This window comes from Streptomyces sp. NPDC028419 (assembly GCF_055565515.1).
On the sequence record NZ_JBVHUE010000066.1, the window covers coordinates 1 to 15,039 of the forward strand.

A 15,039-nucleotide genomic window follows, 5' to 3' on the forward strand; every position below is an offset into this window, starting at 1 on the left:
CTGGCAAGGGGGAGGGTGGTGGCTCGACTGCATCATGATGACTGCCTGTGTAGGATCCCGGATTTGACACGAGTACCGGGGGCTGCCCTGCATCACCTGATGCAGCATGTACCAATGGCAGAACCACCCCATGCCCCCAGGGCGGTCGAGACGGGGGAACCACCAACAGGTGGGGAAGAGCACCACGGTGAACGCCACCGTGACCAGGATGGCCACCGCGGTCCAGGACGACCCGCTGGGGACGAGCCTACCCACCCCGCACCCCAACCGAACCCAAAACGCCACACACGCCCCGCTGAGCGGCCATCAGAACCCGACCCCAACGGGGGGACCAATGTGTCCCCCCTGGGGGGCAGCAGGGCCCCCTAGGGGTCGCTCGTCCCGCATGAGGGACACACGGAACAGCGTGTCGGCAGAGTGTACCGGCCCACCATCAGCGCCCCGGAACGTACCGGACAAGGAAGGCGCTCTGCCTCAGGGGCAGAGCGCCTTCGGTGTCTCACCCGATACGGTCGGGCTATGCGCGAAACACAAAGCGAAACGGTACAGGTCCGGGCGCTGCCTGACGATCTGGCCTCCCAGAACACCACCACCCGGTGGGACACGACAACGCCCTACCACAAGTGGCGGATTGGGCCCGTAGTCCCGGAAACATTCCTGTCTGGTGCCCTGCCGCGGGTCATTGCCGTGGCCAACCAGAAGGGCGGGGCAGGGAAGACCAGTACCGCCCTTGAGCTGGCTCTCGGTCTCGTGGCGCGGGGGCTGCGGGTGCGTCTGGTCGATGCCGACCCGCAGGCGGCAGGACTGACCCACTGGCTTCGGTGCGAGCGGGAAGACGGCCCGACCCTCGTTGACCTGTACTTCGACATCAAGTGCACCATCGATGACGTCACCTACCCCACCCCGTACCAGGGTCTCTACCTCGTGCCGTCCTTCCCCGACCTGGACGACGTGCAGGCACGCAACCCCGTCGATGCGCAGAACACCCTGCGTCATCACCTGCGCAAGGCGGACGACGGGATCGACGTCACCATCATCGACAGCGGACCGTCCCTCGGACTGCTCACCGTGTCCGCGCTCGTCGCGGCCCACGACGTCGTGATCCCCGTCAAGGCCAGCAGCGGCCTGGACGTCGTGGGCATGTCCGCCCTGAGGGACACGATCGAGGTCGTGCAGGCGCGGCCCAACCCTGAACTACGGGTCGCCGCGGTCATCCTCACAGATTTCGAGAAGTCCTCACTCGCCCGGGAGATCGGGGAGGCAGTGGCCGAGGGCTATCCGGACGCCCTGATCATCCCGGCCCGCACAAGCGTCAAGATCGGGTCGAGCCAGCTCGCTCAGACACCGCTGCGGGTCTTCGACCGGAAGTCCAAGGCGGTCCGGGACTACGACCGAGCGGCCGGAATCCTCGTCGGCCACGGCCAGGCGGCGACCGCATGAGCGCCAGCAGCACCGCGCTTGGCTCACTCCTGGGCAAGGGCAAGAACGCGCCCGCCGGTGTCGCCACACGTACGGCGTCCCTGCTGGCCGGCTCGGAGCCGGACACGGCAGTGGAAACCGTGCTGGGCCTGGCACGGTCCCTGCCGCGGCTGGACGACGTCCGCGCCGTGCCGGACGGCGACACCTCCGACCTGTCGCCAACCGAGAGCGAGCAGCGGGCCCGCACCGAGCAGGTCATCGAGACCGCTCTCGCCGTGGGTGACGCCTCCCTGTGGGTCATCGCGCAAGCGGTGGAGCGGGCGGTACGCGGCCGTTGGTGGCGCCGGACGCACCCGACGGTGGAAGCGTACGTACAGGACAAGGTGGGGCGCTCCGCGTCCTACGCCCGGCGCCTGCGCGCCGGTGCCCCCCTGGCTCTGGAGACCGCCCAGCACACTGGCGTGATCCCTTCTCCGGGCCAGGTCCGCGAGACGCGGCGCACAGAGCAGGCACACGGCTTCGAGGCTGCTGTGACTCTCTTCGACGTCCTCACTCACGTGACGGCCGAGCTTGGGTCCACTCCGACAGCAGCGAGCATCCGGGCCGTCCACGACGCGCTGCCGCCAGTACTTCCAGATCTCCCTGCACAGCAGCGGACCGTGATCGAGGAGACCGCGAGGAAAGTCCTGGACACCAAAACCGAACAGGAATCGAACAGCGGCGTGCCAATTGGCACGCCACCCCCGGGAGAACCGGCAGAGGTGATCGACGCCGAGCTAGTGGGTGACCCCCTCGCCGACCTCGAAGACGCACTCAAGCGCCTTCTCACGGTGAACCGGGACATCACCCGCACCACGCTCCTCGCAGGCCGCAACGCCGGAAACCCCGAGCAGTACCGGAAGATCTCCGACAGCCTGAAAGCCGCCTCCAACACCCTGCGGAACAAGCTCAAGAACAGCTGACGCCCCGAACGCAAAAAGCGGCCCTTGCCCCCGGATAGATCCGGGGGCAAGGGCCGCTTCGCGTTCAAGCACGACGTCCGTGTACGTCATCTCGCAGACGTACAGCGGCCACCGTTGACGTACACGACGACCGCGGCCGGAGCACCACACCACGTTTGGGGCGGCCCGGTGGTACTGCCCCCGACATCTGTCCGGGCACCGGGCCTCACCCGAGCACGCCATATCGGCACGGGCTACCACCGACCCTAACCCGACCCCCACAGGCAGCCTGCAGAACGGTCAGAGCACCACGGCGAGACCGGCGCCCACGGCAAGCAGCGCGACCCCGAGCAGGACCGTGTGGACCGCGTACCTGATCCTGCCGAACTTCCCGGCCGCGATCACGACGAGAACCTGCACCTCGTCCACGGCGGGGCCCGCCACGAGGCGTGCGGCCAGCTGCTCGGGCGTGAGCCGGTGCCATGTCGGCCAGCCGCTCCCGCCGAGACTCGGGCGGACCGCGAGGAGCAGGGCCACGGTCGCGGTGAGCAGCGCGGCCAGGCCGACGGCTCCCACGGCCGCCGTGGCCCAGTGCAGGCGGGGGAGATCCTTGACTGCGGAGATGGCCGCGACCAGGGCGGCCCCGGTCAGGGCTAAGAGGACACTCGCCTTGGTGTCGCACCGCGCCAATTCCTCGCGGATCATGGCGATAGCGGCGGCAGCGTCGGACGCGGCCGGCTGGACGGTCGTACGGGTGGTCGGGGGCTCAGTGGTGGTCATCGTGACTCCCTCTCGGGGCGAGTGGTGGCGGGTACGCCCGCACCCCGAGACGGGAGTACAGGCAGAGGCCCGGTACCCCCGTCTCCGGGGGTACCGGGCCTCTTGGCGCGTGCCGAGCAGTCGTCAGGCGGGGGGAAGTCGCTCGCCCGTGGTCGCGTCGTAGGCGGCCCCAGTAGGGGACAGACGGATGGTGCGCTCGGTCTTTTTGGCACCTTCCTTCCAGCCCTTACCGCCGATGACTATCCGGACCGTGACGTCCGCAAGCGGGTCGCTAACCGGCACTTCCAGCTCGGGCGGCTTTGTGTACCGATCGTCTTGCCGAGCACTCACCGCGTTCTGCCCGGCTACGTCGATCTGTAGGAGATTGGCATCAGGTTCAAAGGGTGCGCTCAGCCGGATGATCACGCGGTCGCGATCCCGAATCCACCGAGCGCTCAGGTCCGCGTCGACCTCGTCCATGAGCACGCTCGCACCGGATTGGCCCTTGTAGGCGGCGGCCTTTTGCTGCCGTGCTTCGATCGTCCGGTCGGTCTCGGCTTTCTGCCAGATGCCGCCGGCGGTCAGAGCCAGGACTGCGATCACGGCGACGTAGGGCCAGATCCGCCGGCGCGGTGCCGACGAGGCATCCTCCCCCGTCGGGTCTTGGGTGGGGGGAGGAGGCGGGGTCCCGTACAACGGCTGTGCGGGTTCCGGCACGGGGGTGCTGGTGTCCGCGGGTTGTTGTTCCCACCACTCGACGTCTCGGCCCATGCGGGTGACGGTAGCCCGTAGCAGGGTGGCCGTGTCAGGCCGTCCGTGCAGTTCAGCCAACTTGGCCCGGGTGGAGAGCCAAGACACGGCTTGATCGGAGTTGATGCCGTGCGCCCGGATGTCCTGGGATTCGCCCAGGACCGCTAGGTCCGCGGCCTCCGCGTGGCGACCTTCCCGTGCGGCCTGGACGACGTCGTGGTGACGACTGTCGATCACGGTAGGCGGCATTTGGAACTCCCAGCCGTCGTCGTCGCGTCCGTGCTGCGCGGCCGGTGGCGCCAGCACGTAGTCACTGGCTTCGTGGCCGGGCAACTCCTCCTCGTTCGCCTGCTCCTGGCCCTGGCCGTGCTCATCGTCCCCGTCCTCCTGGTCCTGGTCCTGGTCCTGGTCTTCCAGGATTCCGTCCGGGTCGTTGCCGTACTCGGCCTGAGCGGCTGCGGCCTGTTGGGCCTTGCGACGGCGAGAGGATGTGTCGGTGAGCCGGATCTCCTCCTCGGTGTGAAGCACGGTCTTGATGATGTCCACGTAGTGCGGGCCGACCTTCCACACCGCCTCGCCCTGCTCCAGGCGCGGGATCTGCTCCACAACCCACGAAGGAAGTCCGAGCAACTCACCGACAAGGGCGGCTTCCTTCGGCGCCAGCCGGCCAATGTGCGCGATCTCGCACAGCTTGGCCAGATCCTGAGCCTTACCCTCTCCAAGGTCGGAGAGGGTGTGCATGATCGCCTGGATCGACAGGGACGCCTTCCGACTGTTCTTCAAGATCCGCTGGATCAACCCCGTGGTGGCAGGGTTACGCAGGATCTCCCAGGCCTCTTCAAGAACAAGGTGGCGGTGGCTGGCCTGCGCCTGGGGAAGCCAGACATGCTCAAGCCACACGGCCACCACGGCCATCAGGGCAGGGATCGCGGGAGAGTTGCGGTCCAGGGCCGAGAAATCGAACGTAACCATCGGCAGGTCCACGGGGGGCAGATCCGCGTGGTCCCCGTCGAACAAGCCGGCCAGCGATCCGGAGATGTAGCGGTCCAGGGCGAAGGCCGCGCTCCGGCCCCACCGCCGGAGCTGCGCGACGGGCCAAGTACCCGCCTCCGGGTGGACCAGGGCGTCCCGCACCCCGCGCAGATCCACCGCCTTCGGGCTCCGCACGGCGTGCTGGAGCGCATGCGCGGACTCCGGAGTCATGGCCTGGGGCTCCACCGCGAGGATCAGCGAGCGGAGGAGTTCCTCCGACACGCCGTCGGGCAACAGCGGCGAGCAGGGGTTAAGGGTGAACTCGCCCGCCTTGACGACCAGTCCGCCGACCGCTTCGGTTAGGGCCGTCCACTCACCGCCCCTTTCCTCGCCGAATGAGTCGACCACGACGTATTGGTGCTGGTGGCGGCGGATCTCCCGCAGGCTACGGACTTTATCGGTCGCTGACTTGCCCGATCCAAGACCGCCCAGGGTGATCCCGTTGGTGGACGGCAAGTCGCTCTGGTCCACCAGTACGGGGGACAGGTGGAAGGCCCGGCCATCGAGGAGGGAACGGCCGATCGGGATCCCGGGGAAGGTATCGAGGGGGGCGACGAGGGGGGCGGTGACGGCTGCGGCATTGGCGGGGAGGCGGATCACAGAACGGCTCCTTTCTTGGTCTGCGCCCCGTGGGGGCTGGTCATCACGTGCGCCCGGTGCTGCTGGCCGGCCAGCCAGTCCAGGGTGATGCGGCGGCGGTCGGCGCCGATATCGGTGCTCAGTCGAGCCGCGGTGACTTCCTTGGGGCTGTCTGCCCAGGCGGTCAGGTACGCGTCCAGGTCGATCAGGGAGTCACCAGCGACGAGTGCGTCATGCGTCGTGTCGTCCGCGATGGAGTCCGCGTCCGCCGCGACCTTGTCCATCCGAAATGCCTCGCTGATGGCGCGCGTCAACTTCGCGGAGCGCCGGGACTGCGCCGGTGTCAGCGGCCGGTAGAGCACCGACAGGGAGCGGTCGGGGAGCGGCTCACGGCTGGGGTTGGGGTTGGGTAGTCCCTTGAAGGTGCCGAGCAACAGGTCCGGCATCAAGGCGCCGTCCGTCTCGCTCGGCCAGCTGGTGATGCGGGCGGTGGCCGCGTAGCGGCCATCCTCAAGGCGGACCCATCCGGGGCCGCGCTCGCTCACTGCGGGGACCGCGTCCACGTCCACGGGGATGAGGACGCCCAGGGCCGCGAACTCGGCTTCCAGGGTGCCCATGATCCGGTCAGGGTTGCCGAGCGACTTGGGGACGTGGACGGAGATGGTCTGGGTGTGGGTGCGGTATCCGTCAACGGTGGTCGAGTGGTAGGTGACGTGGATCTGGATGCCGGCCACGCGGGCCTGGGACCCGGCGAACGTCAGCGCGCGGGCGATCGCGGCGTGGAAACCGGCGCGGCGGGCGGGGTCCTGCATGGTGCCCTGGCCGGGGTAGAGGGCCCACGTCATCGTGGCGCCGGCCACGTCGGTCATGCCGGCCGGGGCGGTGCGCTCGGCCAGGCGCCGGTACCCGACCGCGGCCCAGCGGGCCAGCGACCGGGGCCCGGGGGCCATGTTGAGCAGGACAGCGGCGGCGCCGACCGCGCCGACCGACCACAGCGGCGGCGGGGTGACGAAACCCGATGCGAGCAGTACGCCCCCGACGCCGGCGTTCACCTTGGCGAGCGCAAGTTCAGTAGGGCTCAGTCCGCGCTGTAGGGCCGGGACGCGAAGGCCGGACGTCAGGGAGTACATGCGGGGTCCTCCTACGGGGTGCGGGGCGGGGACTGCGCCCCACGGGTCGGATTCGGTGCGGGTGCGGGGGTGCGGGGCGGGCGGGGCCCGCCGGCAGGGCCGGGCGCGGGGCCCGGCCCGGACTGCCCGCCCCCGGCCGACGGCCGGGGGCGGGCTGCGGCGGCGGCCTCGTGGGCCTGGCGCCGTGCTTCGGTCAGCCGCTGACGGCGTGGTGCTTCTCGCTCGGCCTTGTCGACTGCGGAGCGGGTGGTGAGCTGACCGTGCGGCTGCTTCGCCCGGATCCCGTAGGCGCCGGCGAGCAGTGCTCCGTGCTGGCTCGCGGCCCGGCCCGGGGTGTCGACCGTGCGGGGCTGACGGGCAACGTTCTCGTTCTCGTAGAACGCGGGCACGCCCGCCTTGACCACCACCCGTGCCACGCGGTTGGTCGTGTTCTGCTCCACCGCGTCCCGGATCGCATGACCGATCCGCGGCCCGAAGAACGGAATCCCGTGGAAGATCATCCGCAACATGATGACGTCCGCGATGCCGAGCAGGACCACGTCCGCGATCAGCGCACCCTGGAACCCCTTCACGAGGGGGGTGACAAGGATCATTGCGAACGGCGCGAAGATCAGGCCGAGCAGGGTCCGCACCCACGCCTTGACCGCGCGGGTGTCACCGGCCCTGGCCAGCGAGGCCAGCACCAGGGGTGCGGAGCAGACCCACGCCAAAATGGCCAGGCTCCGGACCGCGAACACGAGCCCCGCAATGCCCAGGGCGACCACTAGGGCCGCCATGAGGAACATCCAGGCCAACGGATTGGCCTTGTCCGCCCCATGGTCCATGTCGGCCCGGATCGCGGCGAGCAGGCTTCCCTCGCCGCTGCTGAACATCACCTCAAAGGCGCTGCTCACCGCCTTGTTGAGCAAGGCGACGATGCCAGGGACCGAGATCATGCCGATGACCGCCGCGAACGTCCATCCGGTGGTCAGGCCCATCTCCTTGAGGCGGGGCGATCCCTGCCACGCCGTCAGACCGCACGCCACAACGACACAGACGAAGATGGCGACGGCCAAATGTTGACCGAGCCATAAGAACGGACCGTAGATCCCGGCGTCCGATGTCTCAGGCGCCCACGAATGCTTGGGCGCAATAAGCCGATCGAGACTGTCCATGAGGAATCGAGCGAAGGCTTTGAGTTGGGTATTGCCTCCGTCGATGATGTTGCCGCCGGGGCCCGCGTCGCCGCCTCCGCCGGAGCGGGGTGGTCCGCCTCCGCCCCGGTTGCAGTAGTCCCGGGCCATTCCGTGGACTTTGTCGCAGGGATTAGCCATGGCGGATCACGCCTTGGGCGCGGTGCTGGCGGTGGGGGTCGGGGCGGGGGCGCCGGGCTTGGTCACCGTGCCGAAAAGGGCGCTGCCGTAGAAAGCCAGGATCACGGCGACGAACAACGTGCCGACTGCGGCGGCGCCCTTGCGCATGGCCCGCTTCGGGTCCTTCGGGAGAGTGGCCATCATGATTCCCGCGATGACCACGATCACGACGGCAATTGCCTTGGTGATGACTCCGGACCCGGTAAGGCCAATTGTTTCGAAGAAGTCCGTGAAGCCGCCGGAAAAGTCGACACCCTGGGCCAGGATGATGTCTCGCATGTCAGATCTCCTTTTTGGGTTGAGCGATGGGGCGTCCGCCTGAGTACAGGTCGGGCATTGCGTTGATGGGGCCGTATCGGACTGCGATGCCGGGTCGGGGGGCTTCGATCATGTAGCCGCCTCCGACGTAGATACCGACGTGGTGAATGTTTTCTGCGGTAGTCCCATAGAAAACGAGATCACCCATTTGCATGTTTTCGGGCTTCACCGGCTCGGTTGCGGCGTACTGCTCGGCGGCGGTCCGGGGGAGGAAGATACCAGCTTTCGCGTAGGCATAGACCACGAGGCCAGAGCAATCGAAACCGGTAATGCCTCCGCCGGAACTTCCATTCGGGGAGCAGCAGGATCCGGTGCTTGGACCGTTTGCATCTCCTCCGCCCCAGGAGTAGGGGACGCCGATCTGTCCATCGGCGGTATTGATGGCGGTTGCGATTTGGTCATCGGTCGGTGTGGTGCCGGTTCCGGCGGCCGGTGTGCTGGCGAGTGCGTTGATGGCCTTGACGTACGACTGCGTTTCCGCGTAGGGCGGTACGCCGCCGTACTTTATTACGGCCGGTGCGCCTGCGTTGTAGCCTGCGAGAATATTGCTCTGCTTGTCGCCGGGGACGTCTTTGACGTCTTTGGCGATTTCGCACAGGTATTTTCCCGCCGAGGGAATCGCGTCCTCGGGGTTCCACACGTCGCGCTTTCCGTCGCCGTTGCCATCGACGGCGACGCCTTCCCATGTGGAAGGCATGAATTGGGCGATGCCCTGGGCACCGACGGGTGAGGTCGCTTTGGGGTTGAATTCGGATTCGGTTTTGAGGAGCGCCGCCACCAGGTTCGGGCTGACGTCGGGGCAGGTTTGCCCCGCGCGCTCAATAAGGCTTTTGTATTGGCTGGGGACGGACAGGGACAGGCCGAGCATCTGGCCCGCGGCGGTCCCTCCGGCGGCCTGGCCGAGCGCGGCCAGGATGACCGCGGCCATCGCGCCCAGCGTCAGCCCAGCCAGGCCCACAGCGTTGGTTTTCAAGGTTTCCCCCCTGGGATGCCCTTCTGGGTGTTTTTGCTGGTCAGGCCCGTCACTAGGGCCCGTCACTACCCCCGTCACTCAGGTGGGCGACCCCGTCACTAGTGGCGGGGTAGTGACAGGGGTCTGGCGGGCCCCAGTGACAGGGTCACGAATCGGACAAAGCGGCCTCGGTGAGGTCGGCAAGCCTGTAGCCGCGGACCCCTCCGGTTCCCCTTCCGGGTTGCACGCCCAGACGATTGCTGAGTTCCACGCCCGCCTCTCCCGTGCTTTCTTCCTCGATTTCGAAGAATGCGACCAAGTCCGCTGTAGGCAGGAACTTGACCCCCCTGGCGTGCATGAGGTTGATTGCCTGCGCGAGGGGCGATTGTGGCGTTTCGGCGATCTTGGCTTTTCGCCGCTCAACCACTTCATCGATCACTTCCCAGATGAAGGTTTCCGGGAAGTCGAAGCCACGGATGAGTTGTGATGTGCCACCCGTGAAGAGGACTCCCTGACCCTTGATGTTCGGGTTGAGGAGTACCGGGTTGATGGGCGCGACCGTGCTGAAGTATTTGTCACCGAGGGCGACTTTCGCGGATCCTTCACTTTCTACGTACAGGCACACGCGGTGGAGGAATTGCGCCCTGACGATGACTGGGAGCGCACTGTCTTCCGGGCGCTGAGTCAGCAGGAAGACCGTGTATCCAGCTTCCAGTGACTTAGATACCAGCAGCCGCGCTTTCTCTTCAATGCGCGCTGCCCTGGCTTTCGATTCCGGGCGTCCATCACTCCGAAAGAAGTCCGCCGCCTCATCGATCACGACAAACCTGTGCCGGAATTTCGGCGCGGGCTGGCGGGCTTCCTTTGCCTTTCTGGAGAGTTCGTAGCGTCGCGTGACTTCTGCGTTTTCCACGTCCAGAAGCTTTTCGAAGACGTCCGGATTAGACGACGCTTCGTAGCTGATCGCGACCGGAGCGAACGGAGCGAGATCCGCGCCGCCCTTTCCGTCGATCATAACGAGATCGACTTCGCCGCCGGAGGCGATAAGGAGACAGGTCAGAAGACCCACGAGAAAAGTCGTCTTGCCCATTTGCGTCATGGCCGCGACCAGCACGGACCCCCCGACAAAGGTGGGGAGTCCCGCGATTTCTGCGGTCACGTCATGACCGAGGGGGGCGCCTTTGAACGCAAGGATTTCACTGCGGGTCGGCGGATCAAACGGGCGGGTGAACGGCGGTTTATCCAGCTTGAGAAGCGTGATCTCTCGCTCGCTCTCCCTGGACGTTTGCAGTTTGAGATGCATTCTGGTGACGCCCAGCATCGAACCGATTGGCCCAAGGTTTTTGGACACCGACTCGTGCACGCCACCCTCGGGCAACAGGAACTTGTACCGGGTCCCGCCGACCGCCAGGGTCTCGGCCTGGACATCGGCCAGCTTGATGATCTCTTCCTTGCCAATCACGTTGGTGCGGACCAGCGCTTTGGTCAGCTCCGGGTGCGCTGGCTCGGCGTCGGGCAGAGCCTCCTGCGCGAAGGCCGCGGACGGGGCCGGGGCCGGCGCCTGTGTGGGCTTGCTGTTCCAGCGTCGCTGGAAGGTGGTCTTCACCTTCCAGGCCGCGTAGCCGAGACCGGTCAGAACGGCCACGACCAGGAGGACCGCGACGGGCCAGGGCAGACCGGTTTTGATCTTCACGAGCATCAGCGCGCCGAAGACCATGACCAGTCCGCCGATCAGTCCGGCGGCGTTCCCGTAGAAGTCCTCCTCTTGCTCTTGTCTCTTTTTTCCCATATTCCCCCCAAGGCAAGATCGTGAATCGCTGATGATAACCCGTTCCCGCATATGCGAGTTGGGTATTTTTTCGGCCTCCTCCGGGTCTGCCGTTTCGGGTCTGCGGCGGGGAATGGATTCCGTATGCCGCTCACCAATGGCTCGCCGGTTCAGCGCAGTTGACCGCATTTCCGGCAGTCACGGCCCAGCACGTTCCCCGCGCGTGCGGGGAACGTGCTGCGCCGATGGTGCCGGACGCGCCGGGGGCTCAATCTCCCCTACTGGCGGGTATTGCTGGGGGGCTGAAAATCGCCCCTTTCGGATTACTCAGATCGGGCGATAGATCAGCGGGCGTCGGCGTCCGCGTCGTCGTCCGCGCCGTCCATCTCCGGGTCCTCCACACCCTCCTGCGTCATGACGGCGCGCCAGGTGTGGCGGATCCGCTTCTCGCTGGCGCTGAAGCCGGCCTTCCGGAGCGCGGTGGCGCTCTGCCGGTAGGAGCTGGGGGGGTCGGTGCGGTGGCGCTGGTGACGGAGCACCACCTCTAGCTGCGCATCGGTGAGAGGCAGCTCGCTCTCGGGGTCGGGCACCGGGACGCCCGCGACGGCCGCCAACTCTGCGAGCGTGACGCGCGTGACGGCCGGCGGCCCGGCCGTGGCGCTGACCTGCGTGTCGTCCGTGACGTCGGGTGCGGCGGGCAGCATCGGCGCACTCGGCGCCCACCCCGTCAGCTCCGGCATCGCGATCTGCCCCACCAGCGCGGGCAACGGCTTCTCGCTGAGGGTCTTGGACGTCGTCTCGGCCTGCGCGTGCAGCTGCTCGGTCAGCTTCTGCTGCGCGGTGAGCGCAGCGAGACGGAACTCGGTCTCGGCGGCCGTGACTCGCTGCTGGAGATCCGTGGCGACGCGCAACAGCTCGATGCGGTGCCCGGCGTCGGCCTCCATCACCTCCAGCTGATCGGCCACCTCCTGGCGGCGGGTCTCGATCGTCGCCCGCGTGCCGGCCGACGTCTGGCGGCCCAGGGAGGGCAGGACCACCCACCACGCCCACTTGGTCAGCACGATCGCCGTGGGGGCGAGCACCACGGCCAGGTCGAAGGGTTGGCCCGTGCGGGTCAGCGTCACGGCCAGGTCGGCCGTCGGGATCGCGGCGATGACCGCGGTGAGAGCCATGCCCGCGTACTGCGGGCGCCTGGCCCGTTCCCGGTTCGCCCGAGCCAGGACTTCCGTCGCCTGGGCCACCACCCACAGGGCGTCCAGCGCGATCACGGTGGGCACCGCCCAATCCCCGAAGCGGGGGACGATGATCCCGTAGCTCACGTGCACCGACAGCGCGGCCACACCCACCGTGATCGCGCCCAGGACCGCGAGCACGAGCGTGCGCGGCGACGGACGCCACGACGCCGGCGGCTGCGTCGGTGCCGGTGTGTTCCTCTTGAACATGCTTGCCTCCTAGGCCGCGAGTGCGACCGGGTCGCCGGCGCACCCCGGGCAGCAACGGCCCAGGGACGTCGGAAGTACGTAGTTGAAGGTGACGGTGCAGTCCGGGCAGGTGCGGCGGGCGCGCATCATCGCGGCGACCGCGCGCCGCCGGCCCGGGGTCATCGGCCGGACCGGCAGCGCCAGGTCAATCCGGTAGAGGTAGGCGACGCGGACCAGGCGCTCACGCTCACCCGGCGGGCGTCGGCCGAGCCAAAGGATCTGCGCGGCAACGGCCTGACCGCCGGGGCGCAGTCCCTTGGCGCGCAGTTGCCGGCGCGTCGCGTATCCGTCCGGGGCGAGTCGGCGCGGGTAGGTCGGGATCCCGAACTCGGCCCCGTCCGGGTCGAAGAACCTCACGGTCACGCCCCGGCGAGGCGCCGACGGATGTACGCGGATCCCGCCGGGTCGACGCGGAGCTGCGAGCGGGTGACGGCGCCGGTCTCGGCATCCCGGGTGTAGGCGACGAGTACGGCACCGCGAGAGTCCGTCTGGACCTGGAGCTTGTAGACCTCGCCGAAGGTCTGGATGTCCGGGACGTCGTACTCCGGAAGCGTGCCAGCCTCCCACTGGGAAGATCCGCCGACCCGCTTGTGCCGCCAGTCCTGGCGGGAGCCGATCAGGCCCTCTGCCCAGTCCATGGCACCTTCGACGTTCCGGTCGAAGTCGTGCGGGACGAACACCGGGTGGGAGGCGACGATGTCACCGTCCAGCTCCCAGCCGGGACCGTCCACGCCGTTCCGTCCGAGCCTGAGCGTGTAGCGCGGGGACTCCCCGCCCGTCGGCTTCACGGGGCGCTCAGGGCGAACGGCTGCACGCGCCAGGCAACCTCGGCGGCCGGCGGGAGCGCCGCGCCCGGACGGGCGGTGGTCCAGCTGTCGCGCGCGGCCCCCTCGGCCTCGGCCGCGCTTTCCGCGTTCTCCACGCTGCGGTGCAGGCTGTGCAGCACGCCGTACCGGAACAGCCCGTAGACGCGCTCCGAGGTCTGCTGGTTCAGCAGCTTCCGCGCCGTGCGGAGCATCATGCGCAGGGCCACGCGGTCCTCAGCGTCCAAGAGGACCTGCTTGCGGGCTTCATCCCGCTCGGCGGTCACCTGCCGGATCACCGCCAGCATGCCGGTTTCGAGGTCGCGCTGAGCCTCGCCGGCCTCGGCGCGGGTCCGGTCCAGCTCGGTCAGCGCCTGGTCCCGGTCGGCGCGGGCCTGATCGAGTTCGGCACGCTCGGCCAGCAGAGCCGCGTGCACGGTGGTGCGGACGATGCGGTACATCGAAGTTTCCCCCTCGGGATCAGATGGCGAAGTCGGAGAACGGAAGCGGCGCGCGATGCCCCTTGTGCGTCGTGGCCCGGATCCTCCCCGGACCGGCGCAGGCACGAAGACCGGCCGCCCGCGGTGCGGGCGGCCGGTGTGCGCGGGTGCCGCACGGTGAGGCGGGAACCTGGCCTGCGCTCCCGCCTGGCGGGAGCCGCACGGCCGGGGTGCAGGGGCGAACCCCCTGTCGCCTACGCCTGCTTGTTGGTCAGCTCGCTGGCGATCTGCATGTTCTCGGTGACGTACCGGTGGTGGTCGTCGGGCGTGCACTGCGGCCGGTCACAGGTCACGGCCTCGCGGATCACGTCGGCGGCGAGCTGTACCGGCTCTCGGGCGTCGGTCATGTCGGATCCCCTCGGGTCAGAGTGCGGCCGGGTCCATCGCCCGGCAGCTGCTCGCGTGGGTGTTGGCGTCCGTGCGGGCCAGTTCCCACTCGTCGGGGAGGTAACGGCCGTAGTCCCAGCGGGGGCCGGGGGATCCGTCCGTGGCGCCGGTCGCGCCGCAACCGCCACACCGCCACTGGAACCCGTCGACCTCCCGGGGGTTCTCCCGATCGACGTACGGGCGGCCCTTCCACGTGACCGTGGTGGAGAACCTGATGGTGTGCACCTCAACCACGGCAGCGCCCACGGTCGCAAACCGCATGACCCGGACCGCGGGGGCCGGAACGGGGGGAGTGGGGTCCGGGTTGATCGGCATGGGGTCGGTCACGGGGGTCTCCTGGTGGCGTTGACGGAATAACACGGCGGGTCCTTTCGGATTGGGTGGGTGGGGGTGGGTCAGCGAGCGTGCCGGTCGTGGCGGGGGAGACGGACCGGGCGGGGGCCGCAGACCACGAGGAGGATCAGACCGCCCGTGACCGCCGCGAAGGAGGCGACGGCCAGGAGCAGGCCGATCACGTACGTGGTGGTGCTCATGGCTGGACTCCCTATGTCGGGGTCGGGGGGCAGTGCCGGGGGCACTCGCACGGCGGCCACTCGGACACGAGCAGCGGGGCGAGGTCGGACCCGGCCGGAACCACCCGGGCCGGTCCGTAGGTGCGGCCGCCGTCGCGGCTGACGCGGAGCGTCAGCATGGGCGGGGCCTCGTGGTCGTCCTGGTCGTCGTCGCTGGAGGGACGGGGGCGGTCGGTCATGGTGCTGCCTCCAGGTGGAATCCGTGGGCCCCGGGGGGGGGGGGGGGGGGGGGGGGGGGGGGGGGGGGGGGGGGGGGGGGGGGGGGGGGGGTGGGGGACAGGGGGGACCCAGGCCGA

General features: G+C 68.5%; 17 protein-coding genes. 2 read left to right on the forward strand and 15 right to left on the reverse strand.

The features are described 5' to 3' along the window. Positions 1 to 519: 519 nt before the first annotated feature. On the forward strand, positions 520 to 1,440 hold the full coding sequence (locus ACZ4UB_RS38810; RefSeq protein ID WP_468077882.1) for a ParA family protein: 921 nt from the start codon (positions 520 to 522) through the stop codon (positions 1,438 to 1,440). Continuing rightward, the gene (locus ACZ4UB_RS38815) at positions 1,437 to 2,381 is read left to right on the forward strand and encodes a hypothetical protein (RefSeq protein WP_468077884.1); all 945 of its coding nucleotides are present in this window, start codon (positions 1,437 to 1,439) and stop codon (positions 2,379 to 2,381) included. The genes ACZ4UB_RS38810 and ACZ4UB_RS38815 overlap by 4 nt, the downstream gene beginning before the upstream one ends. 279 nt (positions 2,382 to 2,660) lie before the next feature. Here ACZ4UB_RS38815 and ACZ4UB_RS38820 read toward each other — a convergent pair whose 3' ends face one another. The 15 genes from ACZ4UB_RS38820 to ACZ4UB_RS38890 form a co-directional block, all read right to left on the reverse strand. Then, positions 2,661 to 3,140 (reverse strand): Pycsar system effector family protein, encoded by a 480-nt coding sequence (locus ACZ4UB_RS38820; RefSeq protein ID WP_468077886.1) that lies wholly within the window; start codon positions 3,138 to 3,140, stop codon positions 2,661 to 2,663. A 123-nt stretch (positions 3,141 to 3,263) separates the two neighbouring features. Next, a complete protein-coding gene (locus tag ACZ4UB_RS38825) occupies positions 3,264 to 5,501 on the reverse strand; it encodes a hypothetical protein (protein ID WP_468077888.1) in 2,238 nt (745 codons plus the stop codon). Then, positions 5,498 to 6,610, reverse strand: a complete 1,113-nt coding sequence (locus ACZ4UB_RS38830) for a hypothetical protein (protein WP_468077890.1) — start codon at positions 6,608 to 6,610, stop codon at positions 5,498 to 5,500. Before ACZ4UB_RS38830 ends, ACZ4UB_RS38825 begins: the two co-directional genes overlap by 4 nt. Positions 6,611 to 6,621: 11 nt before the next feature. Next, positions 6,622 to 7,893 (reverse strand): hypothetical protein, encoded by a 1,272-nt coding sequence (locus ACZ4UB_RS38835; protein WP_468077892.1) that lies wholly within the window; start codon positions 7,891 to 7,893, stop codon positions 6,622 to 6,624. 36 nt (positions 7,894 to 7,929) lie between these two features. Continuing rightward, positions 7,930 to 8,241 (reverse strand): hypothetical protein, encoded by a 312-nt coding sequence (locus ACZ4UB_RS38840; protein WP_468077894.1) that lies wholly within the window; start codon positions 8,239 to 8,241, stop codon positions 7,930 to 7,932. A 1-nt stretch (position 8,242) separates the two neighbouring features. Next, positions 8,243 to 9,253 carry a C40 family peptidase gene (locus ACZ4UB_RS38845; RefSeq protein WP_468077896.1) on the reverse strand — a complete coding sequence of 337 codons (1,011 nt, stop codon included), beginning with the start codon at positions 9,251 to 9,253 and terminating at the stop codon, positions 8,243 to 8,245. Between the two features lie 145 nt (positions 9,254 to 9,398). Then, the gene (locus ACZ4UB_RS38850; protein WP_468077898.1) at positions 9,399 to 11,021 is read right to left on the reverse strand and encodes an FtsK/SpoIIIE domain-containing protein; all 1,623 of its coding nucleotides are present in this window, start codon (positions 11,019 to 11,021) and stop codon (positions 9,399 to 9,401) included. A 323-nt stretch (positions 11,022 to 11,344) separates the two neighbouring features. Then, positions 11,345 to 12,442: a hypothetical protein gene (locus ACZ4UB_RS38855; RefSeq protein ID WP_468077900.1), complete on the reverse strand. Its 1,098-nt coding sequence runs from the start codon at positions 12,440 to 12,442 to the stop codon at positions 11,345 to 11,347. A gap of 9 nt (positions 12,443 to 12,451) precedes the next feature. Beyond that, positions 12,452 to 12,838 (reverse strand): RRQRL motif-containing zinc-binding protein, encoded by a 387-nt coding sequence (locus ACZ4UB_RS38860; RefSeq protein WP_468077903.1) that lies wholly within the window; start codon positions 12,836 to 12,838, stop codon positions 12,452 to 12,454. 2 nt (positions 12,839 to 12,840) lie between these two features. Beyond that, the gene (locus ACZ4UB_RS38865; protein WP_468077905.1) at positions 12,841 to 13,269 is read right to left on the reverse strand and encodes a hypothetical protein; all 429 of its coding nucleotides are present in this window, start codon (positions 13,267 to 13,269) and stop codon (positions 12,841 to 12,843) included. After that, positions 13,266 to 13,745 (reverse strand): hypothetical protein, encoded by a 480-nt coding sequence (locus ACZ4UB_RS38870; RefSeq protein WP_468077907.1) that lies wholly within the window; start codon positions 13,743 to 13,745, stop codon positions 13,266 to 13,268. Before ACZ4UB_RS38870 ends, ACZ4UB_RS38865 begins: the two co-directional genes overlap by 4 nt. 233 nt (positions 13,746 to 13,978) lie before the next feature. Continuing rightward, on the reverse strand, positions 13,979 to 14,131 hold the full coding sequence (locus ACZ4UB_RS38875) for a hypothetical protein (RefSeq protein WP_468077909.1): 153 nt from the start codon (positions 14,129 to 14,131) through the stop codon (positions 13,979 to 13,981). Between the two features lie 16 nt (positions 14,132 to 14,147). Further along, positions 14,148 to 14,498 carry a hypothetical protein gene (locus tag ACZ4UB_RS38880; protein WP_468077911.1) on the reverse strand — a complete coding sequence of 117 codons (351 nt, stop codon included), beginning with the start codon at positions 14,496 to 14,498 and terminating at the stop codon, positions 14,148 to 14,150. A 68-nt stretch (positions 14,499 to 14,566) separates the two neighbouring features. Continuing rightward, positions 14,567 to 14,704 (reverse strand): hypothetical protein, encoded by a 138-nt coding sequence (locus ACZ4UB_RS38885; protein WP_468077913.1) that lies wholly within the window; start codon positions 14,702 to 14,704, stop codon positions 14,567 to 14,569. An 11-nt stretch (positions 14,705 to 14,715) separates the two neighbouring features. Then, the gene (locus ACZ4UB_RS38890) at positions 14,716 to 14,922 is read right to left on the reverse strand and encodes a hypothetical protein (RefSeq protein ID WP_468077915.1); all 207 of its coding nucleotides are present in this window, start codon (positions 14,920 to 14,922) and stop codon (positions 14,716 to 14,718) included. Positions 14,923 to 15,039: the final 117 nt, after the last annotated feature.